Origin of the sequence: Vreelandella arctica, assembly GCF_037070215.1 — a bacterium.
GTDB lineage: Bacteria > Pseudomonadota > Gammaproteobacteria > Pseudomonadales > Halomonadaceae > Vreelandella > Vreelandella arctica.
In genome coordinates this window covers 59,028-84,032 of record NZ_JBANSN010000015.1, presented here as the reverse complement: position 1 = coordinate 84,032, position 25,005 = coordinate 59,028, and the positions used below count along the sequence as shown (strand labels likewise).

Sequence of the window (25,005 nt, the reverse complement as noted above, 5' to 3'; positions counted from 1 at the left end):
ATCGGTACTTGAGAATTAGCACTTGAGCGTTAGTGCTTGAGAATTCGTACTAGCGCGCTGTTGGAGCAATAACGATCATGCCTCTTGCCTTAGCAAAAGGACTTTCCGCACGGTTTCTGTTTGCATTGCCCATTGCCTTGATGGCAATGGGCAGCATTAATCTGTCGGCCGATACGAACTTGGACGACACTCTCTCAAGAGAGGAGCGGCTAAAGATTGACCTTTCCAAATATCGTGTCACCGATACGAACGCCAGCTACTTTGACGTAAACGCGCGCCTGGCGCTGCTTGAGCAAACCGATAGCACTATCTTGCTACAGGTAAGCGACAAGCTCTCAATGGGCCCCAGTTGCCGCCAGGAGACTAACTCAAAGCCCATCACGACGCGGGGGGCGATACCCGGTTTCTACCCCAATCGCACGGAATGGGAGTTGGCTACCGGGCCATTATTCGATTTCGAGGATAGCGTATCGAACCTGGCTGGTTCTTTCGTGGCGAGTGGCGACATTTACTATGCCGAATGCCTTGTGCATTACTTGTATCGCTGGGCCGAGGCCGAGGCCCTGACCGACTTTGTCTATGATACGTCGCAACCGCAAGCCTGGTTCGCTTCCGAGTCGATGTTGTTCGCGGCGGCCATGGCCTACTCTATCGTGCGCCCTTTCATTGACGGCCTTGAGGAAGAGCGGGCCGACATTGAACAGTGGCTGCAAGGCTTGGCTTTGCAGCACTCGGCAGTCCCTGGTTTTCCGCAGGATAGCTGTTGTAATAACCATTTATATCGTCGCGCGCTTTACGCCACCATGATTGGCGTGCTTGTTGAAGACGACGACCTGTTTCGTTTTGGTGTTAGTGCTATTTACTCGGCCCTACACGACATGACCGAGGAAGGCGCTCTGCCCCACGAGATGAGTCGCGGACGACGCGCCACTCACTACCAAAACTACGCACTCAATTACCTCATCACCAATATGCAGGTCATCCATCGCCAAGGCTATGACATCTTCAATCTGGAATACGAGAACAGCAACATCCATGAAGGCGTCGACTACCTGTTCCGGATCCTTGACGACCCCGCAGCGTTGGGCGATTACGCTCCACGGGAACAGTACACCGGTTTCCTGCGTGACCCACAGTACTTCACATGGATGGAGATTTACCTTTCGCACTTCGACCATCAAAGAATGGCCAGCCTCATTACCCGGGCACGACCAACCTACAGTCGCAGCGCGGGAGGCCATGTCACTCTTTACTTCATGGCCCCCGACGCCCAGGAGCACATCTACATGGACGAACAGCGTCAGGAGACCGAAGCCTTCCGGGGCTTGAGCAACTGAACAGTCACCGCGCCATATAAGGAGAGTGGGGAGCATATGAAGAAGACAACGATCAGGACGCTATACACACCTACGCTGCGGCTGACCGCAGCGTTAACCTTGTCAGCATGGCTCGCTGGCTGCGCAATCACCGCTGAAGAACCGCCTGTCGGAGAACATGCAGGCCCCGTTCCCACGCAATACGCAGGTTGGTTCGCCAACGGTCCGGAGGCCGATACGGATGGGTCAGACTGGGACACTATCAATCTCGCCCAGGAGCGCATCGACGAGGGCCGTTATAAAGAAGCCATCACGTACCTGCACCCCTTAATGGACCGCTATGTGCCGCCTGCCTTTTATGAGATGGCCAAGCTCTATGAGCAGGGGCACGGCGTCGAAAAAGACCTCACCGAAGCAGCACGACTGTATGGCAAGGCTATCAATGAGCCTTCCTCGACACGCGGCCATGCCTCGCTCAACCTCGCCCGACTCTATCGAGAGGGTCGCGGCGTAAAACGTAACGACGTGCTCGCCTATCACCTATTTTGGCAGGCCAAAGAGGCCAATCTCGACCGAACAGCAGAAGTCGAGCTTGCCAACCTGCTGTCTGAAGGCGGCGAAGGCGTAGAGGCGGACGCCGAGCTTGCTCGTCAGCTTTACGAGCAAGCTGCCGCCCAAGACAAAGGGCAAGCTCTGCAGGCCCTAGCCGAAGCGCACGCACCTGGCGGTTGGCTGGAGGAGGATGCCGCACAATCGATGGCCTATGCTCAGCGTTACGCCAAGCAACTTGAGGCCAACGCAGAACAGGGCGATGTCGGCGCCATGCTTCAGTTAGCATCGCTCTATTCCCCTAACGGACTGCTCAGTGACCAGCCCGATCGGCACATCCAGTGGCTGCACCAAGCCGCCCAAGTGGGCGACCTAGACGCCCAAGCCCGCGCTGGGAATGAGTTGGTCAACGTCGGCGAGTACCGGCTAGGTATCTCTCTGCTGGAAGATGCCGCCCGCCAGGGACAAGTCGAGTCGATGATCTATCTCGGCCAAGCATTGCTGACGCCTGAGCACGATGGTCAACCGGAGGACCCAAGCCGCGCTGAACGGTGGCTGAACGAGGCCATCCAGGCGGGTTCAGACGATGCCCGGGTCATTCTCGGCCGCGCCCTTGTCGAAGGCCAGGCAGGCCTCGACGACCTACCCCGTGGCATTAGCCTGCTCGAACAAGCGGCAGAGAGCAACAATCCTCTGGCTCTTGCGCAGCTTGGCTCGCTGCTCATGGGCGACGAGAAGGTCGAAAGTCAACCTACCATTGCCGCCGACTATCTGGAACGCGGCCATGAGCTTGGCCACCCATGGGCGACCCAGCAACTCGGCGCCGCCTATCTAGAGGGCCGTGGCGTGACGCAAGACCCCCAACGTGCCGAGGAGCTGCTGAAAAATGCCGCCGATCAAAACCAGACCGGCGCGATGCGCCTCCTGGGTGAGGCCTATCTGAAAGGCGATGTCTTGCCCTTAAAGCCTAGTCGCGGCAAAGAGTTGCTGACACAAGCAGCCCAGACCGGAAGCACTACCGCCATGACCACCCTTGGCGAGGCCTATCTGGAAGGCTCGCTTGAGGGCAATCCTTCAGAGGGCATTCGACTGATAACCCAAGCCGCCGAGCAAGGTGATGGCTATGCCATGGTTGTGTTGGGTCGTGCCTATCGAGAAGGCAACGGTGTCAAGCGTGACCTCTATAAGGCCAGGCAGTGGCTGACCCGTGCGCAGGACGCAGGACACGCGTCTGCCGCCGATGCGCTCGCCTACGTGCAGCGCGACCTGGGTGCTGAAGGCAATATTGATGCGCTCATCGCCGCAGCAAAAAATGGGCATCCGGGTGCCATGGCCGATCTTGGTCAAGCCTATCTCGACGGTGAGGGTGTTGAGCGTGACCAGAAGCAGGCCGAGAACTGGCTGGAGCAGGCATACCAGGCAGGACATGCCGGTGCCGGGGCAAGCCTTGGCCGCATGTACCTTGATCAGGGCGAAAGTGAGCGCGGCATTGATTACCTGAAGACCGCCGTGTCTAGGGGGCATGCTGGTGCCCGCAACGACTTGGGCGAAGCCTACTTGACCGGCAGGCATGCCGAACAAGATGTGGAGCGAGGTCTTGAACTGCTAAACGCTGCGGCCGAATCAGGCGACCCACTTGCCGCCTACGTGCTGGGCGATGCCTATCAGCACGGTAAAGGGGTCGGAAAAGATGCCGAGCTGGCCGAGCGCTGGTATCAGCAGTCTAGTGATGCTGGCGCCGTCTATGCGCGTGCCGAACTAGGCGTCGCCTTTATGCGTGGCGAAGGCGCTATTGGCCAAGATGTACAGCGAGGTTACGAGCTACTCCGAGATGCAGCCAAGCGGGGCCACCCTGGTGCTCAGGCCTCCCTCGGCCGTGAATACCTGAGAGGGAGTAACATCGAGAAGGATCCCAAGCGTGGTGCGCGCTACCTCTATCAGGCAGCCAGCCAAGGTCACCACAGCGCTCGCCTCGCTTTGGCCAGAGCCTATCTCTTGGCTCGTGGCTACGAGAATCCCAATCAAGAGCAGGCGTTACTATGGCTCGATAACCTAATCGATAGCGAGGGCCGACTTGCCGTCGAAACGCTGCGCCAACTGCTCACTGATGAGGCCGCTTTTGCCGCCCTCGAGGCTGAACTGGAATGACACTACGTGTTCGCCGGGTCGCCAGAAGCGGCCCGGCTCTTGAGCGCGAGGCCACTAATATAGGGGCTTTCATGGTCGAGGTATAATCAGCAATCGAACTGACACTCTGTGATCGTCGTTGACACCTGATAGTGTCCTATCTTTAGGAAAGGGAAGCCTTACAGAAGCGATGATGATCAAACTGCGCTACTGACATTATAGGGAGATATCAATGCCAGTACTTTGTGATGGCCAGCAAAATGCTTTGCTTGGCTTATTGCCGGAAGAAGAACTGAATCAACTGTTGCCTCATTTAGAGGAGGTGACATTGTCACTGGGGCAATCGCTGTGTGAATCCGGACAGCAAATGGACTATGCCTACTTTCCGTTAGACTCCATCGTCTCGCTGCTCGGTGTGATTGAGGATGGCTCCTCGACAGAAATTGCCGTGGTGGGCTATGAAGGGGTGTTGGGCGTCTCGCTGTTCATGGGCGGTGAGAGCACAACCAACCGAGCGATTGTGCAGAGTGGCGGGCAGGCATTACGTCTCAAGGGCCATCTGCTCAAAAAGGAATTCTTCCGCGCTGGCGCGATGCAGCGACTGCTCCTGCGTTATACCCAAGCCTTATTGACACAGATGGCGCAAACAGCGGTATGCAACCGCCATCACAACCTCGATCAGCAGCTATGTCGCTTGCTACTGCTTAGCGTTGACCGTCTGCCGAACAACGAATTGATCATGACCCAAGAGTTAATGGCCAATATGCTGGGGGTGCGTCGCGAGGGAGTCACCGGGTCGGCGAGTAAGCTCCAGAGAGCTGGGCTGATTTCCTACCACCGTGGCCATATCAAGATTCTTGATCGTCAGGAGTTAGAGGAACGAGTCTGCGAGTGCTATGCGGTGGGCAAGGAAGAATACGACCGCTTGCTCAACCGACCTCAGTCTCTTCTTAGTAGCAGTCAGTAGCAGTCCGATTCAGCGTCCAAGGGTCACTGTTCGGGCTTTACCGCTAGTTATTTGGCGAAGGTATGAGGAGGCATACCTTCGCTGGAGTCATGGAATAGCACTTAACCTTGCCAGTTTTTTCTCAGACTATTTAGGCTCTGTGTCTTGATTCACTAAATCACAAAATGATAGCTAAGCGTTTGAAACCATTCGCCGTAGCAATAAAGGCAGCAGCAACACCAGCAGCGTGATGCGTAGTAAGTGGTGAGTGGTAACGAAGGCGGGGTCGATGCCCAAACTTAGCGCTACCAGGCTTAGCTCTGGGGCTCCGCCTGGCATGTAGGCAAGCAGCGCCGCCGCGGCAGAGTAACCGGTGAGTAAATGCCCCACCCAGGCGGCGAAAATTGCCAGCAGCAACAGTACTAGCGCCTGAATGACCGCCATCAGCATGGCCATCCCCACCTCGGCAATCGGGGCGCCCGCAAAGCGCACGCCAACGGAAATACCGATGACCACCTGTGCGAGCGCAATAATCACAGGCGGTACGGCAGCATGCGTGAGGCCCGAGAAGTGCAGCGCCGCTGAGACAAGGGCCGGGCCAAATAGCAGCGGGCTAGGTAGGCGAAGGCGCTTACCCAGCCACATGCCGACAATGCCAGCCGCCAGCAGCCACGCGATATCAGTGGAGGAGGGCATCCATAGCCACTGCGATAAGGCTGGCGTCGTGCTGCTAATGTCAACATGGCCGATAAACTGCAAAACAGGCGGGATAGCCACCAGCAGAACCAATATACGCACAGCGTGGGTAATGCCAATGATCCGCAAATCAGCCCCTGAAGAGAGCGCCATCCCGGTGACGGTGGAAACCCCGCCAGGCACGCCGGCGTAAAGCGCAGTTTCCCAGGAGTGCCCCGCCACGCGGCGGGAAAACCACACCGAGAAAGTCATCATCACCGCCGTGGCGATCAGCATAATCGCCAAGCTGATCCCCCACCGTGTTGCATCTCCAGTCATGTCGGCGGTGAACGCTGAACCGAGCATGACCCCAATGACGACCAGCACGCCCTGGCGGCCCTTGCCCGGCGACCTCATCGGTACGCCTGCCAGGGAGGCCGCTGTAGTCGCGATCATAGCCCCTAATAGCCAGGGAAGCGGCAATTGTAGCCAATAAGCCAACCCGCCCCCGATAAGCCCGAGTGCCAATGTTGGTAAGAAACGGCCTAAGGGGGCCAAGTGTATTGCTCGCATCGTTTTCAACATCACAGGTTGGCAAATAAAAGCCCTGGCGATCGTTATCACGGGCCAGGGCTAGCTATTTATTCATTGTTGGACAAGAAGCGCCGTTAACCAGCGCTTAGCTTGCGGGCAGCCAATAGCTTCGGTACCAACCAGGGAAGCACCAATAGTAATACCGCCGCAACCCACAGCCCAAGTGAGATACCCGATTGCCATAGGATCCCGACGTCGCCGCCGCTGATAGAGAGTGCTCGACGAAGGTTCTGCTCCATCAACCCACCCAGTACGTAGCCGAGAATCACTGGCGCCAGAGAGAAGCCCAGCTTACGCAGTAAATACCCAAACACGCCGATGACCAGCATCAAGTAAATAGCAAATAGATCAGAGTGCAACTGATAAACGCCGACGAATGCCAGGATAGCAATAGCGGGCACCAGTACCGCTGTCGTACCGGAACCGGGAATGCCTAAGGTTAGCATGGGCACAAAAGAACCTACCGCGCTTAACGCGTCGGTGCTTGCCTTCGTCGACCCTCAGCGCCGCGATGCTTTTATTACTCGTTGGCAGCGTGAATTTAATTGCCATACGGTGGTTAATGATAATTAGGCATTGCGGCGAGTAGGATGAATCAATCCCCCAACGCGCTAAAAGAACCCGTAAAGCCTATGATTTCTGCGGGTGCCCGCTCTGGGACGAGGCTGGGTGAAAGTCAGTTATGCAAGAACTCCACCCGCTCCTCGCCCATTAGCGCCCGCGCCTTTTCACCTGATACATATGGCTATCTGCATGGCTCAGCAGGGTGTCGGCGTCTTCGCCGTCGGCAGGATAACAGGCTACGCCGATGCTGCAGGATGGCATTCTGACGTCGCCGAATTCAGCGCCTAGCGGCGCGTTCATAACGGTGAGGATCTGCTCGACCTTTTCTGTGACAGCGTGCGGCGACTTGATGTCCGTTAACAGCACCGTGAACTCATCACCGCCCATGCGGGCCACGGTATCCGTCTCGCGCACACAGCCTTCCAACCGTCTGGCAACTGTGCAGAGCACACGGTCACCTACCGCATGTCCATAAACATCATTGATGACTTTGAAGTCATTAATATCCAGAAACAGCAATGCCAGGTTGCTCTGGTAGCGGTGGGCCGTACTCAGGCCCAAGGCAAGGCGGTCATAGAAGAGCGCTCGGTTGGTTAGTTTAGTCAGCGGGTCATGATGGGCGAGGTAACGCAACTCCTCTTCGGCCTGCATAAGCGCCGTGACGTTTCGCGCGACACCGACTCGCACACCTTCTTCCTCGTACCAGCGGGCAGACCACAGGATGTGGACGATAGCGCTATCTTTACGGACATAGCGGTTGCGGAAATCGACGTGGGGCTTGCCGTCCATCACTCGCACAATGGAGTCCCGCGTGGCCGCTAAATCGTCGGGGTGCATGTAGTGGGTGATCAGGGTGCCGATCAACTCGTGCGGAAGGTATCCGAGCAGTGACTCACAGGCATCACTCACAAAGATGATCTGGTTGTCTTTATCCACCACGAAGACAGTGTCCAGCATCAAGTGAATCAATTTGGGGCAAAGCGCTTGCAGGTCAACGGCCATAGACTGGGGTAATCCGGTTAGCGTTCCTCGACTATAGAGCAATGGTGAAGGGGAGCGATAGCCATTATCTCGAAAACGACTTCAGTAAATGACCGCCCATCCGCATTGCTCATCACGGCGGTTGCTATGACAATGAGCTAGGCGGACTTCTATTCATGCAGCGCGCGGCCGTGGAGGTATCAGTATGAAAACCTTGTCGAACATGGGATTTGCCATCTTCGGTGCCGCCTTGGTCGCCATTAGTTATGGGCTGGCGCGCTTTGCATTTGGCCTGTTTGTGCCTTCCATCAGCGCCGAGCTGGCGCTCACACCCTACCTTATCGGGGTCATCGGGGCGCTGCCGTTTATCAGTTTCGTGCTCGCTACACTGGTCGCGCCGCTTGCCGCGCATCGTCTAGGGGCGCGTAACCTGGCAGTGCTCTCGGGTGGTTTCGGGGTTGCTGGCCTGGGGCTGATCAGTCAGGCCTCAGACGCACTCTCGCTCGGGGTGGGGGTGTTTATCTGCGGGATCTGCACCGGTTTGATGATGCCCGCGCTGACCGCCGCTATGCAGGCACTGGTGAGCCGGACGATGCACGGGCGAGTCAGCTCGATCATGAACGCAGGTACCAGCGTCGGGATTATCGTGGCGGTACCGACGGTCGTGTTCTTGTCTGATGCATGGCGCCTGACTTATGCACTCTTTGCCGTTCTGACCGGCATGGGAGTGGTAGCCGCATGGTACTTTATCCCGTCGGTATCAAGAGTAACGCCAGCCAACGCGGCACCGCCGCCGCCAATCACCCGGTTGCAGTGGTCGCGGCTCACCCGGCTCTCATTGTTCGCCTTCGCCATGGGGTTTGTTTCTTCTCCTTACTGGCTTTTTGCGCCTGACCTGGTGGTTACCCTTGGCGCGCTGCCTCCTGGCCACACCGGCTGGCTATGGTTTGCGGTCGGTATCGCCGGGCTCGGTGGTGCCGTAGTGAGTGATCTCGCCGACCGCAATAACCCACCCATCACTCAGGCATTGATGTTGATGATGCTCTCTTCAAGCCTAGTGTTACTGGCCGCTAGCCCAAGCCAGCTAGCGCTGACGATGTTTTCCGCGATGGTCTTCGGGCTTGCCTACATGAGCTTAACGGGACTGTACTTGATGACAGGCATCCGGTTACTGCCAGGGCGGCTGTCGATGGGGCCGGTGCTGCCCTTTATGGCCTGTGCGCTTGGGCAGGCAGTGGGTTCTCCGGTGGTCGGTGTGCTGGTCGATGGGTTGGGCTATGCGGACGCCTTTGCGATCTTCGCCGTGATCGGCATCCTGGTGGCGTTTTTATCGCCACTCTATCCAGGCCACATTGACTACTGGGCCGAGGAGGAAGAGCCGCAGTCGCTACCGGTAGAAGATACCGGCCTTCAGGCCGCCTATGACCACCAATTGCTGGACGAAGATGGCGAGCCCGTTGAGCCTGGCACAGAAGCAACCGATACGGCCTAATCGTTGCGTTGAGGGCCGTATGGCAAGGCGTAGCGAGTTATAACACCGATAGCGTGTCCGATATGAATTTAGCGTCCAGCGAGGTCGTTGGGTGTCGGCTCGATTGGTGGGGCAACAACGATTTGCACATTACTACGAAATAATTGCCTAATCCTCTTTTTATTAAAATAAACGGCAACCAATCAATATCAAATATGAATGCTTAAAATTAACCAGTGGCGCCAGCATAGGCCTGCAAGACATAGGTTTGAGTGATTTTGCCAGCGGCATTATCTGCTTTTTGACATTTTCGTTAGCGGGCTATGATTTACCTAATCCTGTATACTGCCTCCACGTATTGAGAGGTCAGTCATGAGTAATATTGCCTATCCTAATTATTTGTCAGTCCCTGCGCAGTTAACTGCTGCTCCCATGTGCAGGCAACTTGCCGATCTCGTCTTATCCAGAGTGAGTGAAGAAGGCCTGCATGAAACAGATATTCCCGGCTTAAACCTGTTTCGAGCGGATGCGCCTACCAGTTGTATGTCATCAGTATACGAGCCGTCGCTCTGTGTCATTGCCCAGGGACGCGAGACTGTACAGCTGGGGGATCGGGAGATAGTCTACGGCGCTCTCAGCTATATGGTTTCCAGCGTCGATCTTCCGGTGAACAAGTTGGTGATAGATGCTTCGCCGGAGAACCCCTTTCTAGCTGTAAAGGTCAATATCGATCCTGCCGAAGTTGCCGAACTGGTGCTGCAGTTGGGCGATACCACTCACGTCGGCGAATCCAGTGACTCCCCTTATTCAGCCTGTGGCATGAGTGTTGCTCCGGTCGACCTAGGGATTCTGGATGCAATGACCCGGCTAGTTCGATTGCTTGACACCCCCACTGACGCCCGTGTACTTGCGCCGCTGATTCAGCGCGAGATCGTTTACCGAGCATTGGTTGGCGAGATGGGCCCACGCATGCGTGAGTTCGCTTCCACCGACAGCCAGTCAAACCGTATTTTCCAGGTGATTTCAGTACTCAGGGATCGCTTCGCCGAGCCACTGCGGGTGAGGCAATTGGCCGAAGATGTGAATATGAGTGAATCTGCGCTGTACCACAGCTTCAAGCAGGTCACCTGCATGTCGCCATTGCAATTCCAGAAGAAGCTGAGGCTGCACGAAGCACGCTTGTTGATGCTCAAAGAGGGTCTTGAGGCCTCTACGGCCAGTTATCGAGTTGGTTACGAAAGCCCGTCGCAATTCAGCCGCGAATACAGCCGCATGTTTGGCGCACCGCCACGGACCGATATGATCAAGTTGCGGGGTGAAACACGTATAAGCATACCCGCTTAGGCTGCATTTTTATCTATAGTTGCTTATATACAAGAACGGGCCACCCAATTGGGTGGCCCGTGTTGTCTTCGCCGCTTTAGTGACTATATTGGCGCGATATGTTGACGCTGGGTTTAGCCACGTGTGCCGCGTACCAGGTTGTCAGCATGATCGGAATGAGCAATCTGTTGGGGCATGGTCTGATTGTTCTCGATCTCAACAAGGTCACGATGCATTCTTTCACGTGTGCCGCCCAGTGCAGGGCTGCCAGCCTCGAGCGTAGTGCGGTAAGACTGGTTTTCTTGGTACTCAATGGCTTGACCATCTTCTGCTTCAACACGGTACTGAGGGCTGCCTTCACGCGTGCCGCCATGAGTAGGGGCGCTAGTGTCGAAGCCTGCTTGGGTTGGCTCTGCGGCGGTGGCCTGAGCTGCCATACCCAAAATTAAAGCGCTAGCGGTAATTGTCTGCATAATAATAGTGGCGTATTTCATGGAATTGATTCCTCTCATTGAATGACATATCCGCATAACCTGGAAAATGAAGTCTTTATGCCCGTCCGCTTAGAGCCAGTATATGGCTGGTATATATCGCGGTGGGCGCCAGGTGGCGGCATGTTTTGGCCGTTACGACCGTGAGAGAAATGATAGAGAGGGATGGCCAGGAGCAGTAGGCGTATTCCTCGCTGAAGATTGCCTAATCCTGCTAATTTTATGTTTCCGAGCGTTTTTTCGAGAGATAACTCTACTTTTAATAGTCTATACAGATGATTGTGATAGTAAAGCTTTATAAGAGTAGAGCTGCTGCTTCTCACCGTTAAGTACTTTTTAAAGTTCTGTTCAATAATTAGCTCTGTTTAAAGCTTCCTAAACTTTTTAAACACAATCCTGGCCAGCAATTAAGAACTAACTCATCAGCATGGCTGCCAACGCTAATGGCTCAGCTCTGTGACTGTCAGGTCTATGTATGCCTTTCGCTTTTAGAATAGTGCGTCTTACTCCTGGAATATCTCAGTCAATACCTTGTCGCACAGCAAGTGAGCTCAGCAGTTGCCTGCCTTGCTTTGAGAAGGCGGCTCGGTCTTTTGCAGCGCTCGCTTAAGCATCTAGGAGGTCGAGGTGAGCTATTAAAACCAGCAACGGAAGATAGGGGAGGTGCTGACGCCACCGAAAGCAAAGTTGTTGCTCATGATATATCTATAAATTAGGTGGGCATCAACGAAAAATCTGTGTGTACTCAGCTCTATAATAATCGGCCTCCTTCGGGAAATAACGTTAGGCGGCACGATTCTTCCTGATCGCTCAATAAAATGAGCTCCCTATGCAGGGCTGTCCTTAGTCCTATATAGACCATTACTAGGAGACGTATGGCGCTTTTTGGCAGGACACATCTCAACGCAGCGATCGTTCTCTCACGCTCGGAGTTTGATGGAAAAGGCCATGTCACCGCCCCGTTTGAGTCGACAGATTCAGACCGGGTAGACGGGAATGTAAACCCCTGAAAAAAAACAGCAAGGTGGCTCCCGCCTAGTCGATAAATTCGACCATCTTTACTATGGTCGCGTGTCTCGTTGGAGCAGCAACGGCGGTTTTTGAATGACGGCAATCGTGGTGAGCACGGCGGTGTTCCTCAGAGCGGGTCGTTAGATCCCGCTCAGGGCCTTGTTCGGGAAGCAGCGCTCAGGCGGGTCTGATGTTCTGGTTGATACGGAAGAGGTTTTCCGGGTCGTACTGCTCCTTAATTGCCACCAGTCGCTCATAGCTTGCGCCATAGGCGAAGGCAATGCGGTCGGTCTCGTCCTCGGTCAGGAAGTTGACGTAGGCGCCGCCACTGGCAAAGGGCTGTGAGCGAGCAAAGAAGTCCCGCGCCCAGGTAATGCAACGGGCGTCATCCGCCGCGGTCTCCCAGCGCGCATGTACGTTCAGTACGTACTGGGCATCCCGGCTCGAATAGGCCATTGCTTCCGGGGCTATACGGCTCGCCTGACCGCCTAGCGTGGCGATGAATATCTCGCACTGCGAAGAGGGTAGTGCGCTGGCATAGTCGATGATGGTATCGATCACCCCTTCATCAAGCGTCAAGAAGTTATGGGATTTCCAATAGTTCCGGGCGCCTGGCGTCAACAGGGGATCAAAAGCCTGCTGCCAGTCTGTGTACGGTTGCACACCGATATGCTCGCCGTAGGCGGTGCCGAACCCTCTCAGCGGCTCGATAAGTTTCTCGCCTTCAACGGGGTCGCCTGCGTAGCACAGGGCGAATGCCACGATCTCTTTGCCATGCACTTCCTCGGGCAGGAAGGGCAAGGGAGGTGCCTTGCGAGTGACCATCCACACGTTGAGTTCGTCGGGCATGGTTTCGGTAAAGCGGGCGAACTGGGTGATGACTGATTTCGCCTGTTCAAAGGGGAAGACGATAAGACCGCACAGCACGTTCGGGCCTACGGGATGCAGCTGAAACGTGAAGCGGGTCACGATACCAAAGTTCCCGCCCCCGCCACGCAGCCCCCAGAAAAGGTCGGCATTTTCCGATTCGCTGGCGTGCAGCTGTTGGCCGTCTGCCGTGACGATGTCCACGCCGAGTAGGTTGTCGACGGTTAGGCCGTATTTTCGGCTGAGCCAACCGAAGCCGCCCCCAAGGGTCAGGCCGGCAACCCCGGTGGTGGAGTTGATGCCCAGCGGTGTGGCGAGCCCGTATGCTTGGGCAGCGGTGTCGAATTCAGCGAGGGTACACCCAGGCTCAACATGGCCTTGTTGATATTGTTGATCGATATCTACTTTCTTCATCGGTGAGAGGTCGATCATCACGCCTTCATCGCAGACCGCATTGCCAGCAATGTTGTGCCCACCACCACGAATGGAGAAAGGCGCGTTGTGTTGGTGTACGAAGTTCAGGGCGTGGACTACATCGGCAGGTGACGTGCAGCGAGCCACCATGGAAGGCCTGCGATCAATCATGGCATTCCATATCTGGCGCACTTCGTCGTATTGGGGGTTATCAGGAAGGAGGACACTTCCTGCGAAACCAGTCTTGAACTCCTTGATTGCGGTTGACGTAAGCTGGCTCATGACGACCACCGTTAAGTGGGCTCTGCGGTGCGCAGAAGACACCGCCGAACGGGGTAGTGAGGAAGACAATGTGGCTGGGGATTAGCCGCATGCCTCGCAGTGGCTGCATTAGGATATTTCTCCAGTCTCAGATCACAGTATAGTCACGTCTGTCAATAAGGCTGTTTATTTATTTGGTCATGTTTATCCAGACATTTATATATGAGCAAAGCGACATTCCCCTTCATTGTCGTAAAGAATTAAAAGAATTATCGAGAGCAGTTTAATGGGGTCTTCTAGCCGTTGCTCCGGCCCATGCGGTACGGCAGCAGGCAGCATCGAATGCTAGGCTCACAGCCCCTATTTTATATCGACTAATCTTCTGGCTTTAATTCCTCCTGCTTGGGCGGGGTGCCTACCTTAATTTCGCTGAGATCCTCATGGGAAAGGCCTCGGTACAGTGCGAACATCATGATAAACACCAGAATAAACATCGGCAGGCCGACCACGGTGATGACCTCCTGCAGGGCGGTCAGCCCGGCATCGCCTGCTAGCACGATAAGCATAGCGGCCAGCATGCCCTCGGATACGCCCCAGAAAACTCGCTGATGCCATGGGCCGGGGTCTGCGCTGCCGGTACACAGCATATCGACGACCAGGGAAGCGGAGTCTGATGAGGTGGCGAAGAAGATGGCGACGATCACCACCGCCAAGCCTTGAATTAAGGTCGCGGCGGGGAAGTTATCAAAAAACGCGAACATGGCGAGTGGGATGCTTTCGGCCACGGCGGCGGATAAAGTACCTGCTTGATCACCCAGGGCTGCCCTTGCCTCGGGGCCAATTCCGTCTATCTCCATTGCCGACCAGCCGAAGATCGCAAACCAGATCAGCGTAAAGATGGAAGGGGCGAACAGCACGCCGAGCACGAACTCGCGGATAGTCCGACCGCGGGAAATCCGCGCTACGAATATGCCGATGAAAGGCGACCAAGTGACGGTCCAGGCCCAGTAGAACACCGTCCAACTGCCTTGCCACCCCCAGGCGCCGCCTTCGCTGGAGTAGCGTGCCAGCGTGTCATTCCAAAACGCCATGGGCAGTAGATTCGTTATATAGAGGCCAAAGGTTTCGACAACGGCACGTAACAGGAAAACGGTTGAGCCGGTAAACAGCACAAACAGCAGCAGGCCAACGGCCATCCCGATATTGATATTAGAGAGCCGCTTCACCCCTGAATCCAGACCCGCGATAATCGACCCCACGGCGACGGTGGTCAGGACGGCGATGATCACTACCTTGGGCAGCACCGCATCTGGAACACCAAACAGTTCCGTTAGCCCCGCATTGATCTGCTGGGTGCCCAGGCCGACAGACACCGCCACGCCAAACAACGTGCCGAGCACGGCAAAGATATCCAGGGTTTTGCCGATAGGGCCGTAAATGCGCTCGCCCAACAGTGGAAAGAAGACCGAACTGAAACGCATCGGCAGGTTGTAACGATAGATGAAGTACGCGAACGCCAGCCCTGGCATGGCGAAAATGGCCCAGGTATGCAGGCCCAAGTGGTAGATCGAAAAGCTCATGGCATCGTCGGCGGCGGCCACAGAGAAGGGCTCGACACCCGGCCGTGGCGGCGTTGCGAAGTGAGATATCGGCTCGGCTACGCCCCAGAACATCAGCACCGTGCCGATACCGCCAGCGAACAGCATGGCAAACCAGGAGGCGTTGGTATACGCCGGTTTCGCATCATTGCCACCTAAGCGGATCGCCCCGAAACGGCTGATCGCCACCCACAGCAAAAACGCCACCCAGCTTGTGACCCCGAAAATAAAAAACCAGCCAAGGTTAGTAACGATCCATTGCCGCCCCGCGCCGAAGGCTTCCCCTATAGGGCCTGGCGCAATCAACAGCGCCACAAGGAAAAGAATCATGATCCCAGCCGATGTGAAAAAAATAGTGGGATCCGTCTTGAGGCCCAGCTTTCGCGCAAGTGCATCCATCGTTACGTCTCCCTGAGTCTTTACAGCCAGTTTTTATAACCGGTTTTACAACCGTCCTTAAAACAACGTAGGAGTTGTCGGTCGATTACGCCAAGCTGGGCGAAGTAGAGTACCTCTTCTCCATAGGCTGCTGTTCGGTATAGAAGGTGTTTGGCAGCATGCTTCATCCGCGCTGATCAAAGCACTCAAGAGAAGTGATATCGGCCGGCTTCAGAAAGTCACTAGCGTGTGCCCAACTGGTGCTGAGCGGGCCATCTCAGTTACTCTACACTTGGTGTTTGCGTTTCATGAATGAAGGATAGCCGTATCAATGTTGGGATTCCTGCAGGGATTTTCCTATGGCCTGTTTATGACCTGCCTGCCCTGGCTATTGGTCGGCCTTTTCAACCCTGGTCTGGCGCTTCCGGTGCTGGCTCCCAGCCGTCTGCAGGTCATCTTCCGCTATTGTTTGCTGGTTCCTTTTATCAGCATGCTGATGTGGCTGACCTCTCTATGGGGCGGTTTCAGCCCCAGCCTTTTTGGCTGGCTGGCGGGTATTGTCGCTATTCCTGTGGCGCTGCCAGTCGAGCGAACACTGCGCGGCTGGCTGGCCCGACGCCGCGAGCGCCGCCAGGAAGCTCAACGAGTGGCCGCGGTACGTAAGCGCCGTGCCCAAGAGGAGCGCAAGGCCTATGAGGCTGGCGTGTCGGTACTCGACCCTGGTCGGCCGCCAGAGGGGGCCGATGATCTTGTACTCGCCATGTGCCGGGCCAAGCAGAGCCTGCTCGACGTGCATCGCCCCGATCTCGCCATTCAGGCGGATCGCCTCTATAGCCGCTATCGGCATGTGATGGACGTGCTGAGCGGCCGATTCCACACAGGCGAGTTGGCTTTCGAGCGCTCGCGTGGCCTGGTCACCCAGGTTTGTCTCGGCGCGGTGGATACGCTGACATCTATGGCGTCCCAGGCGCGAGGGGTGGTTAGCGTAGACGGTAATTACGTGCGTAGTCGCCTGACCCAAGAGGGCAAACAGTTGGGCGAGGAGGAGCGCGCTGCCCTGGTGCGGCGCCTGGATCTGCTGGTGGAAACCGAGCACCGGTTGAATAAGCTTTCTGCCCGTATCGAATCGGCCCTGACCGTGCTCGACGACACCGCTGTTTCCATGGCGCGCATCGAAACAGCGCGCCCACAGGCCTCGGTTACCACCGAGAAGGCACTGGAGGATTTACGCCGCTTCGTCGAAGGCGCGGATCGTTATACGCGCAAAGATTAATCCAGCGGACGATGCTGCTGTGCCGAAAGTTCTGTGTTAATGGTTCAGTGCCAATGGTGTCATGCGGTTTTCACAACGGCTTCTTTCAATAGCTCAGGAGATGTTTATGGCTCAGCAACCCGATGACAAACGTCGCCTCTCCCTGCCGCCGGTGGACGAGATTGCCAGTCAGCTGGGGGCTAACCAGGAAGAATCGGTCGACCCCGATGAGCGTGCCATTGACCCTGAGCTTGAGGCGATGGCCGGCCGCTTTGTCGAAGATATCCTCGCCGAGAATGACGAGGAATCCATCGCTCGCCAGCGCCGGGCCGTAGACGAGATGGGGCTTGAGTTGCAGCAGCAGGCCGCGCATCGTAGTGCCATGTTGCAAACACCGCTTCGTCAGTTAGCTCATCAGGGCGATGAAGGTGGGCCGGTAGCCAAGGCGCTGGTTGATCTTCGCGGGCGCATGGAGGGCCTTGATCCCGCTCGCCATCGCCTAGCGCCGAGCGCGCTGGATCGCATTATGGCGCTCATTCCCGGCGTCGACAGCCGCCTGCAGCGCTACTTTCAGAAGTTCGAAAATGCTCAGCAGGCGCTAGACGCGATTATTGATGAGTTAAAAGGCGGTCGCGATATGCTACATCGTGACAACGTTACCCTGAGCGATGACCAGCAGGCTTTAAATAAAATCCTTGCTGAGCTGAATCGGCAAATTGCGCTGGGCCGTTTGATTGATAGCCGCCTGCAGGACGAGATTGCCGCTCGCGATGCCGATGATCCGCGGCGTCACTTCCTTGAGGAGGAACTGCTCTTTCCCCTGCGCCAGCGTATTGTCGACCTCCAACAGCAACTGGCAGTGAGTCAGCAGGGCGTGCTGGCGCTAGAGGTCATCATCCGCAATAACCGGGAATTGATGCGCGGTGTAGACAGGGCCATTAACGTCACTGTTTCAGCCCTTACCGTGGCGGTGACCGTTGCCATGGCGATGGCTAATCAACGCCTGGTGCTGGACCGCATCGAAGCCCTTAACACTACCACGTCGCAGATGATTGGCGGGACCGCCAAGGCGCTGCGTCAGCAAGGGGTAGATATCCAAAAGCGCGCCTCCTCAGCGATGCTTGATATGCAAGTGCTTGAGGAAGCTTTCAGCGAGGTGATGGGCGCGATCGATGATCTCTCAAGCTATCGGCAGGAGGCCTTACCGCGGCTGGATGAGCAAATCGACCGCCTGGCGACCTTGGCGAAGCAGGGAAACGCCTCCATCGAGCGCCTCCGCGATGGTAGCCAATCGCAACCACAGGACGGTCAAGCCCCCAGCTAATGCGTCATTAAGGAGCCTCTTGTGTCGCGTTATCTCATAGTGCTGCTGTCGGGATCAATCACAGTAGGTTGACAGCGATAAGCGTGAATGTGGCGCCGAAGATAACAAACGCCAATAGGGCGAGTAACCCGTCGTGGGCCACCAGTGAAAGCCCTAGCGCCAGCAACGCCAGCCCGGCAGCCGAGGAAGAAAAGGGCACCAGTTCCATGATCGGCATACACAGGCCGACGATGACACACAGCACGGCAATGCCATAGCTGCCCCCTCTATGTACTAGGAACGTTAATCGTGGTTTAAGAACGCGGTCTATGCCCCGCGCTGGCTTGTTGAGCCAGTCGAGCGCTTTCTGCAGTTTGTTATGCTCAACTGAGCGGTCGAGAATGAAATGGGGCAACCAAAATTTTTTCCGACCGATCAGCATCTGTACGGCTACCAGCAACACGAACAACGCCATAAAGAACGACATGCCAGGTACGCCACTGAGCGGCGAGAATAACGTGATGCCAATCAGCATCAACAGCGGCCCAAAAGAACGGCTGCCAATCGATTCAACAACCATCTCGATTGAGACGCGATCGTTGTGGCGTGTCAACTCGCCCACTCGGTCAAGGAGTTGTTCGAGGTTTTGCAACGGCTGGTTCATCAATGGCTACCATAAGAGATCAATTGTGGGCGGACTAGGCATGGGCTTGAATATGCCGCTCATGAGAGAGTTCACTGACAAAGAGTAGGCAGGGCGAATCCAAATTACCAAGAGAGTGACGTGGGGTTATTATTGACCACAAGCGGTTCTGCGTAGAGCAGCTAGTAATCCTTACTCACATCGCAGACATCACCTATTTGCCTGATAATTACCTACCCAGAACAATCAGCCGGGGCGACCGTGCGATAGCTTGCCACGGCTTCTTCCATTGCTTGTTGTAATGCCGTAATGCGCGACTCATGGGCGGGATGCGTAGAGAGAAATTCAGGAGGCTGACCGCCACCAGCCGCCGCCATGTTGCGCCACAGTGCCACGCTTTCTTGTGGGTTGAACCCTGCTTGCGCCATGATCGCCAGCCCCATCAGGTCGGCTTCTTCCTCGTGGGCGCGGCTGAACGGCAGGGTGATGCCGAGCTGGGCGCCGAGGCCCAATGCCTGCATTAACTGCTGCTGTCCCATGTCTCCCTCGCCTAACAATCCTACTACTAGCATCCCGGCCTTAATGCCAAGCTGCTGAGTAAGGCGTTCATTGCCATGGTCAGCCAGTACATGACCCACTTCATGGCCGATCACCGCCGCCAGTTGGTCAGGCGTCTCGGCGACTTGGAGTAGGCCGGTATGCACGCCGATGCGTCCGCCTGGTAGGGCGAAAGCGTTGGGAGAGTCATCTTCAAAAACGACAACTTCCCAGGCCGCCGGTAGCTCGTCAGCCGGATAGATGGCCTCGGTGGCGGCTATTATCTCCTGAGCCACGCACTCCACCTGGCGGTTAGCGGCTGCGTCACGTGACACCGGCTGGTCACGACGTAACTGGTCGAAGGTATCCTCGCCCATCTGTGTCATTAATTGTTCAGGAACCAATGCCAGCTGGGAGCGCCCAGTCGGCGTTTCATCGCAGCCGGTCAGCAGTACCAGGGGGAGCAGCAATAATAGGCGCAACAGGAGTCGTGGAGGCATCGCATTTCTCATCAATAAATCAAGCGAGTATACCTCGGCCTTAGCCAAGGGGAGAACCAAACCTCAATACTGAAAGAGCTAGTGCGGGTAAAAAAAGGGCGCCCTATCAGCAAAGATTGCAGATAGAGCGCCCTTAATGAAACCTGTTGTTTTGAAGCTTTCTAGACGTAGAAGTCCAGATCTTCTTGAGCTTTTAGAAGATCGCGCATTTTGATGGGGTCATCACCAAAGAAGAAGATCAAGCCCCAATGCGTCCCGAAGGCTGAGCGGTCAGGGACGGTTTCTTCTGCGGGCGCGATCAGTTCGTGGGACTCAAAATAGGGATGCTCAATCGTTTCTTTGGGCATTTCCAGCTTGCTGACCACCCGGCGGCGTGGGTACACACCGAAGCAGCCGGCGTAGCCTTTCGCATCGACCACTTCACGGGGGAAGAACGCTGCCACTTCCTCTTTTGTGCTTTTCGGATCAAACACGAGCATCGATGCTTGATAGGCGTTGAATCCGTAGGCTTTTTCGATCAGCTCGAAAGCTTTGAAGCCGGGTGGGCGGTAGGCAACCTCGCCAAAGTACATCTCACCATCAGCTGTGACGAAGTACTCGGGGTGAATCAAGCCAAACTGAATGTCGAACGTTTTGATCAGCAGTTCGATCTGCTTAGTGATCGCGGTGCGCCAGCTCTCTAGCTCCGCCGTCGCGGGTACGAAGACCGAATAACCCAACGTCACGTATTCTGAAATATTCAGGAACTGGATTTTGCCATCGTGTATCCAGGCCTCAACGGCGAACTCCCAGCCATCCAAATGGCTTTCCATTAGCAGGGGATATTCTTCGTCCGGAATGTTGTCGATCTCTTCGATCTTGCGAATCATTCGGTGGCCGAGGCAACCGGCTTTGTCGAATGCCTTGACGTGAATCGGGTCATCCGGGTCGCCATCGAGTTTAAGCAGCGTTTGGTTGACGCGCTTCATGAAGCGAACGATGTCTTCTTTCTCATGCGCCTCTTCGAAAATACCGACGCGAATACCGCCAAGCTGGGCACGACGCTTCATTAACGCCTTGTCACGGAACAGAATGGACTGGCCGAACATACGAGGACTGTCGAGAAGAACCGAGTTGATCGCACCGGACCATTCAACGGTTTCTTCAAACAGCGGGATGGCGATATCGACGCCTTCTTCTTTTAGCTTTTCGGCGATTTCCATGGACCGGTCGTTTAGCCGGATAAAGTCCCACGGAAGAAAAGGGATGTTGTTCGCGGTACAGAAATCCGCTGCCCATTCAGGAGCAACAACGATATATCGACGGTCAAATTTCTGCGCAGCCTTGATCGCGTTGATACTCCAGCCAAGTAAGGCGATATAGCCTTTATTGGGGTCTTTGGGAGTCTCGGTGCCTTTGACCGAGTCCATTTCTGGATCACGCCAAGACTCTACTGCTTCGGGTAATTGCTTTTCTGATGTAATCGACATTCGATGTCCTCCTTGCTGGTTGACCCAAACTGACTGTGCTGAGATTGGAGCGCACCAAGTGAGCTGAGCCACAGTCAGAAGTGTTCAGGAGCGATTGAATCAGCCAGCATTAGAAAAGTTATTAGCGCACCCGTTGTAACTAACCTAGTCGATATGGTTACAAATGGCAATTAAACTGTAGAGTTATTGTTGAATAACTGTAGAACTTTTTCTTCTGCTTGGGAGTTGATTATTTTTACAAACGCACATAAGTAAGATCAGCGAATGCTCATGAAACATCAGCATGAAATAGCAGTAGCTAGGTCATTATTGAGTATGCTGTTAGGTATTAATGTTTAGTTAATCTAGCAAAAGCGACTTATCTATTGCGACAAACTCATTGGCTTCATTAATTAAAGACGCTGCAGTAAGCTGAGGGACGCCATACACTTCAACTTTGGTACCGTACTTAACGCGTATTTTTTTGACTAAAAGATCAAAGTCTCCATCGCCGGATACGAGCACAATAACGTCCGCCTGCTCAGCATACTCCATGGCATCTAGCGCAATACCTACATCCCAATCACCCTTCGCAGAACCATCTGAGCGTTGAATAAAAGGCTTCAACTTTACGTTAAAACCAATAGCTCTGAGTATAGTTTGGAATTCCCTTTGCTTTTGGTCGCCTCTGTCGATGGCGTAGCAAAAAGCTTGCACCACTTCTCTATTGGCGGTTGCTTGTGCCCAAAATTTATTATAATCAAAGTTCCTGCCGTAGGCTTGGCGTGAGGTGTAGTAGACATTTTGAATATCAACAAATATCGCCACTTTTTTTATAGACATTAAGCTTTTTCTCATTAGTTGTTGGTATTTGTGTGATTAGTTACCTATTGAGTAAATAACACGAACGTTTAGTCTGCTCTTCTTTCATCGCTGTCATCGGCAATCGTTGGCGCAGTGCCTGCTGCGGAATATAGTGATTGTACAGTCAGTGGGCACACTATGCTGGAGGGTATGCACAACCTAGGCGCCCCCGGGACTGGTCGGCAGTATTCTGATGAATCAGGATGGTTGGGCCGTAGCTTTGCTGACATAACCTTGATCCTTACTCAAAGTCAGCGCAACGATAACGGCGATTCCTTCTTGAAACAGATTGTCACTGAACATTGGTTTTGGGAACGACCTCTAGCGTTTCATTTGCGACAAAAACTTCGATCTACGCGATAGTTTTGTCGCTATCCGCCCTGTTCGTGCCAATATACGACCAAAGAGCAATGCCGTCCCTGCACGTGTGAAAGTTTAACGCAGTAAAGGGCAACTAAAAGACGCCAGCGACACCTACGCTAACAAGAAAAAATATAATGCTCTAAAGGTGACGGAGGGTAAAACGATGACTTCAAATCAAGCAACAAACCCGGCAGTAAATCCCAAACGTGTCGGCGAACCGCAGACCCTTGGCTTTCTACTGTTAGATAACTTCACACTGATTTCCCTGGCGTCGGCAATAGAGCCCTTGCGGATGGCCAATCAACTGGCTGGCAGTGAACTGTATCGCTGGTACACCCTGACACAAGATGGTTTGCCGGTGCGTGCCAGCGATGGGGTGCAGGTGACGCCTGATGCCTCCATGCACGCGCCGCTGTCATTGGAGTGGGTGGTCGTTTGCGGCGGAGTAGGCCCGCAGCACAGCGTTACCCGTGAGCATGTGCGCTGGCTTCAGTCGCAATCGCGTAAGCTCAGGCGGTTAGGCTCGGTCTGTACGGGCAGTTGGGCATTGGGCCAGGCGGGGTTGCTTGATCACTATGAAGCCAGTATCCATTGGGAGTGTTTGGCTTCCATGCAGGAAGCGTTTCCGAACGTCATCTTGACGACCTATCTTTTCTCTATCGACCGGGATCGATTCACCGCTTCGGGCGGCACCGCGCCGCTCGATATGATGCTCAACCTGATTACGCATGACCATGGTCGTGAACTTTCGGCAGGCATTTCTGAAATGTTTATCTATGAGCGCGTGCGTAACGAACATGATCAGCAGCGTGTCCCTCTTAAACACGTGCTGGGCACTACTCAGCCCAAACTGTTGGAAATCGTTGCCTTGATGGAATCCAACCTGGAAGAGCCCATCGAACTCGATGAACTGGCAAGCTATGTGAATGTGTCGCGCCGTCAGTTAGAACGATTATTCCAACGCTACCTGCTTTGCTCACCGTCTCGCTACTATCTCAAGCTGCGGCTGGTGCGTGCGCGGCAATTGCTCAAGCAAACACCGCTGTCGATCATCGAGATTGCGTCTATTTGCGGTTTCGTTTCCACGCCCCATTTCTCCAAGTGCTACCGCGAATACTTTGGTGTACCGCCGAGGAATGAGCGCCTGGGTAGCCACGACAGGCAGGGAAATAGCAGCAAAACGCCGACTCTTATAAAGCGCTGGGGAGAGGAGCCCACTGCCAACGAGCCGTCCTCGTGCGCTCGTCAGGCTCTGGCAAACGCCCAAGGCGAGCCCACCTTTGCTAGCGTGCGACTATTAAGCTGATACCCACGGCGTCATCAATAATTTGAAACGTGCTTGAAACGTGCTGCTCGGTGACGGGCAGCACGTTTTTTTTATGGCGCGGGTAGCTGTCGTGTTTACGACACAATGACGCTTTTGGAATTTCCGCCGTCGTTTCCAAGCGCCGTCTAAGCCAACGTCAGCGCTATGCTCGCTGCATTAACCAATGTTGGAGCTTAGCCATGACCCCCTCTGAACTGCACGACGACGCTATCGTCATCGATGGTCTGATCATCGCCAAATGGAACCGTGAGCTGCTTGAAGATATGCGGCGCGGCGGCCTTACTGCCGCCAACTGCACCGTCTCAGTGTGGGAAGGGTTTCAGGCCACGGTCGATAACATTGTCGCCTCCAATCAATTGATGGCGGAGTGTAGCGATCTGGTGCGCCCTGTTCGCACCACCGCTGATATCACTCGCGCGAAAGAAGAAGGCAAGACCGGCATCATCTTCGGCTTCCAGAATGCCCACGCCTTTGAGGATCAAATCGGCTATGTCGAGATCTTCAAACAGCTAGGCGTGGGCATCGTGCAGATGTGCTACAACACTCAGAATCTAGTGGGTACCGGCTGTTACGAGCGTGACGGCGGCCTCTCCGGCTTTGGCCGCGAAATCGTGGCTGAGATGAACCGTGTCGGCATGATGTGCGACCTCTCGCACGTCGGCGCCAAAACTTCTGAGGAAGTCATTCTCGAGTCCAAAAAGCCGGTCTGCTACTCCCACTGTCTGCCCTCCGGTCTTAAAGAGCATCCGCGTAATAAATCCGATCAAGAGCTCAAGTTCATTGCCGACCATGGCGGCTTTGTTGGCGTCACTATGTTCGCCCCGTTCCTTAAAAAGGGCATTGACTCAACCATCGAAGACTACTGCGAAGCTATCGAGTATGTCATGAACATCGTGGGTGAAGACGCCATCGGGATTGGTACTGATTTCACCCAAGGGCACGATCAAGCCTTCTTTGAGTGGTTGACCCATGACAAGGGCTACGCTCGCCGCCTCACTGACTTTGGCAAGATCATCAATCCTAAAGGAATTCGCACCATTGGGGAGTTCCCCAATCTCACCGAGGCACTCCTCAAGCGCGGCTTAAGTGAGACCCAGGTGCGCAAGATCATGGGCGAGAACTGGGTGCGTGTGCTTAAGGATGTATGGGGCGCCTGACTAAGCGCAGGCGGCTGTCTCCGAAGTGAGGGGCGCCGGGAGCCC

Annotated in this window: 19 protein-coding genes; 9 read left to right on the top strand and 10 right to left on the bottom strand. The window is 55.1% G+C overall.

Annotated features, from left to right (window positions below):
- Nucleotides 1-77 precede the first annotated feature (77 nt).
- The 3 genes from V8L70_RS14370 (at nucleotide 78) to V8L70_RS14360 (ending at nucleotide 4,959) form a co-directional block, all read left to right on the top strand.
- On the top strand, nucleotides 78-1,337 hold the full coding sequence (locus V8L70_RS14370) for an alginate lyase family protein (RefSeq protein WP_336269851.1): 1,260 nt from the start codon (nucleotides 78-80) through the stop codon (nucleotides 1,335-1,337).
- A gap of 36 nt (nucleotides 1,338-1,373) precedes the next feature.
- A complete protein-coding gene (locus V8L70_RS14365) occupies nucleotides 1,374-4,013 on the top strand; it encodes a tetratricopeptide repeat protein (RefSeq protein ID WP_336269850.1) in 2,640 nt (879 codons plus the stop codon).
- Nucleotides 4,014-4,224: 211 nt separating this feature from the next.
- On the top strand, nucleotides 4,225-4,959 hold the full coding sequence (locus tag V8L70_RS14360; protein WP_336269849.1) for a Crp/Fnr family transcriptional regulator: 735 nt from the start codon (nucleotides 4,225-4,227) through the stop codon (nucleotides 4,957-4,959).
- A 171-nt stretch (nucleotides 4,960-5,130) separates the two neighbouring features.
- Here the strand turns inward: V8L70_RS14360 and V8L70_RS14355 are convergent, their stop codons facing one another.
- The 3 genes from V8L70_RS14355 to V8L70_RS14345 form a co-directional block, all read right to left on the bottom strand.
- Nucleotides 5,131-6,186 carry an AbrB family transcriptional regulator gene (locus tag V8L70_RS14355; RefSeq protein ID WP_336269848.1) on the bottom strand — a complete coding sequence of 352 codons (1,056 nt, stop codon included), beginning with the start codon at nucleotides 6,184-6,186 and terminating at the stop codon, nucleotides 5,131-5,133.
- A 95-nt stretch (nucleotides 6,187-6,281) separates the two neighbouring features.
- A complete protein-coding gene (locus V8L70_RS14350; protein ID WP_336269860.1) occupies nucleotides 6,282-6,653 on the bottom strand; it encodes a tripartite tricarboxylate transporter permease in 372 nt (123 codons plus the stop codon).
- A gap of 265 nt (nucleotides 6,654-6,918) precedes the next feature.
- Nucleotides 6,919-7,773, bottom strand: a complete 855-nt coding sequence (locus V8L70_RS14345; protein ID WP_336269847.1) for a diguanylate cyclase domain-containing protein — start codon at nucleotides 7,771-7,773, stop codon at nucleotides 6,919-6,921.
- Between the two features lie 184 nt (nucleotides 7,774-7,957).
- Between V8L70_RS14345 and V8L70_RS14340 the strand changes: the two genes are divergently transcribed.
- Together V8L70_RS14340 and V8L70_RS14335 are read left to right on the top strand one after the other, a co-directional pair.
- Nucleotides 7,958-9,244 (top strand): MFS transporter, encoded by a 1,287-nt coding sequence (locus V8L70_RS14340; protein WP_336269846.1) that lies wholly within the window; start codon nucleotides 7,958-7,960, stop codon nucleotides 9,242-9,244.
- A 411-nt stretch (nucleotides 9,245-9,655) separates the two neighbouring features.
- A complete protein-coding gene (locus tag V8L70_RS14335; RefSeq protein WP_336269845.1) occupies nucleotides 9,656-10,567 on the top strand; it encodes an AraC family transcriptional regulator in 912 nt (303 codons plus the stop codon).
- A gap of 113 nt (nucleotides 10,568-10,680) precedes the next feature.
- On the opposite strand, the gene V8L70_RS14330 is transcribed toward V8L70_RS14335, so the two are convergent.
- The 3 genes from V8L70_RS14330 to V8L70_RS14320 all read right to left on the bottom strand — a co-directional run bounded on the left by V8L70_RS14330 (nucleotide 10,681) and on the right by V8L70_RS14320 (nucleotide 15,587).
- Nucleotides 10,681-11,040, bottom strand: a complete 360-nt coding sequence (locus tag V8L70_RS14330) for a hypothetical protein (protein WP_336269844.1) — start codon at nucleotides 11,038-11,040, stop codon at nucleotides 10,681-10,683.
- Between the two features lie 1,185 nt (nucleotides 11,041-12,225).
- Nucleotides 12,226-13,611, bottom strand: a complete 1,386-nt coding sequence (locus V8L70_RS14325) for an FAD-binding oxidoreductase (RefSeq protein ID WP_336269843.1) — start codon at nucleotides 13,609-13,611, stop codon at nucleotides 12,226-12,228.
- A gap of 353 nt (nucleotides 13,612-13,964) precedes the next feature.
- Complete coding sequence (locus V8L70_RS14320; protein WP_336269842.1) at nucleotides 13,965-15,587, bottom strand: BCCT family transporter; 1,623 nt, start codon at nucleotides 15,585-15,587, stop codon at nucleotides 13,965-13,967.
- Between the two features lie 310 nt (nucleotides 15,588-15,897).
- Here V8L70_RS14320 and V8L70_RS14315 point away from each other — a divergent pair, with 310 nt between their 5' ends.
- Together V8L70_RS14315 and V8L70_RS14310 are read left to right on the top strand one after the other, a co-directional pair.
- A complete protein-coding gene (locus V8L70_RS14315) occupies nucleotides 15,898-16,839 on the top strand; it encodes a cobyrinic acid a,c-diamide synthase (RefSeq protein ID WP_336269841.1) in 942 nt (313 codons plus the stop codon).
- 106 nt (nucleotides 16,840-16,945) lie between these two features.
- Nucleotides 16,946-18,142, top strand: a complete 1,197-nt coding sequence (locus V8L70_RS14310) for a toxic anion resistance protein (protein WP_336269840.1) — start codon at nucleotides 16,946-16,948, stop codon at nucleotides 18,140-18,142.
- Between the two features lie 58 nt (nucleotides 18,143-18,200).
- Here the strand turns inward: V8L70_RS14310 and V8L70_RS14305 are convergent, their stop codons facing one another.
- From V8L70_RS14305 to V8L70_RS14290, 4 genes are all read right to left on the bottom strand, one after another.
- A complete protein-coding gene (locus V8L70_RS14305) occupies nucleotides 18,201-18,785 on the bottom strand; it encodes an exopolysaccharide biosynthesis protein (RefSeq protein WP_336269838.1) in 585 nt (194 codons plus the stop codon).
- Between the two features lie 212 nt (nucleotides 18,786-18,997).
- On the bottom strand, nucleotides 18,998-19,801 hold the full coding sequence (locus tag V8L70_RS14300; protein ID WP_336269837.1) for a M48 family metallopeptidase: 804 nt from the start codon (nucleotides 19,799-19,801) through the stop codon (nucleotides 18,998-19,000).
- Nucleotides 19,802-19,962: 161 nt separating this feature from the next.
- Nucleotides 19,963-21,270 carry an ATP-grasp domain-containing protein gene (locus V8L70_RS14295; RefSeq protein ID WP_336269835.1) on the bottom strand — a complete coding sequence of 436 codons (1,308 nt, stop codon included), beginning with the start codon at nucleotides 21,268-21,270 and terminating at the stop codon, nucleotides 19,963-19,965.
- Nucleotides 21,271-21,609: 339 nt separating this feature from the next.
- Nucleotides 21,610-22,086, bottom strand: coding sequence for a LabA-like NYN domain-containing protein (locus V8L70_RS14290; RefSeq protein WP_336269859.1), 477 nt, complete (start codon nucleotides 22,084-22,086; stop codon nucleotides 21,610-21,612).
- A gap of 553 nt (nucleotides 22,087-22,639) precedes the next feature.
- Here V8L70_RS14290 and gbdR point away from each other — a divergent pair.
- The gene (gbdR, locus tag V8L70_RS14285) at nucleotides 22,640-23,782 is read left to right on the top strand and encodes a choline metabolism transcriptional regulator GbdR (RefSeq protein ID WP_336269833.1); all 1,143 of its coding nucleotides are present in this window, start codon (nucleotides 22,640-22,642) and stop codon (nucleotides 23,780-23,782) included.
- 176 nt (nucleotides 23,783-23,958) lie between these two features.
- The gene (locus tag V8L70_RS14280) at nucleotides 23,959-24,960 is read left to right on the top strand and encodes a dipeptidase (protein ID WP_489686884.1); all 1,002 of its coding nucleotides are present in this window, start codon (nucleotides 23,959-23,961) and stop codon (nucleotides 24,958-24,960) included.
- The last annotated feature ends 45 nt before the right edge of the window (nucleotides 24,961-25,005 follow it).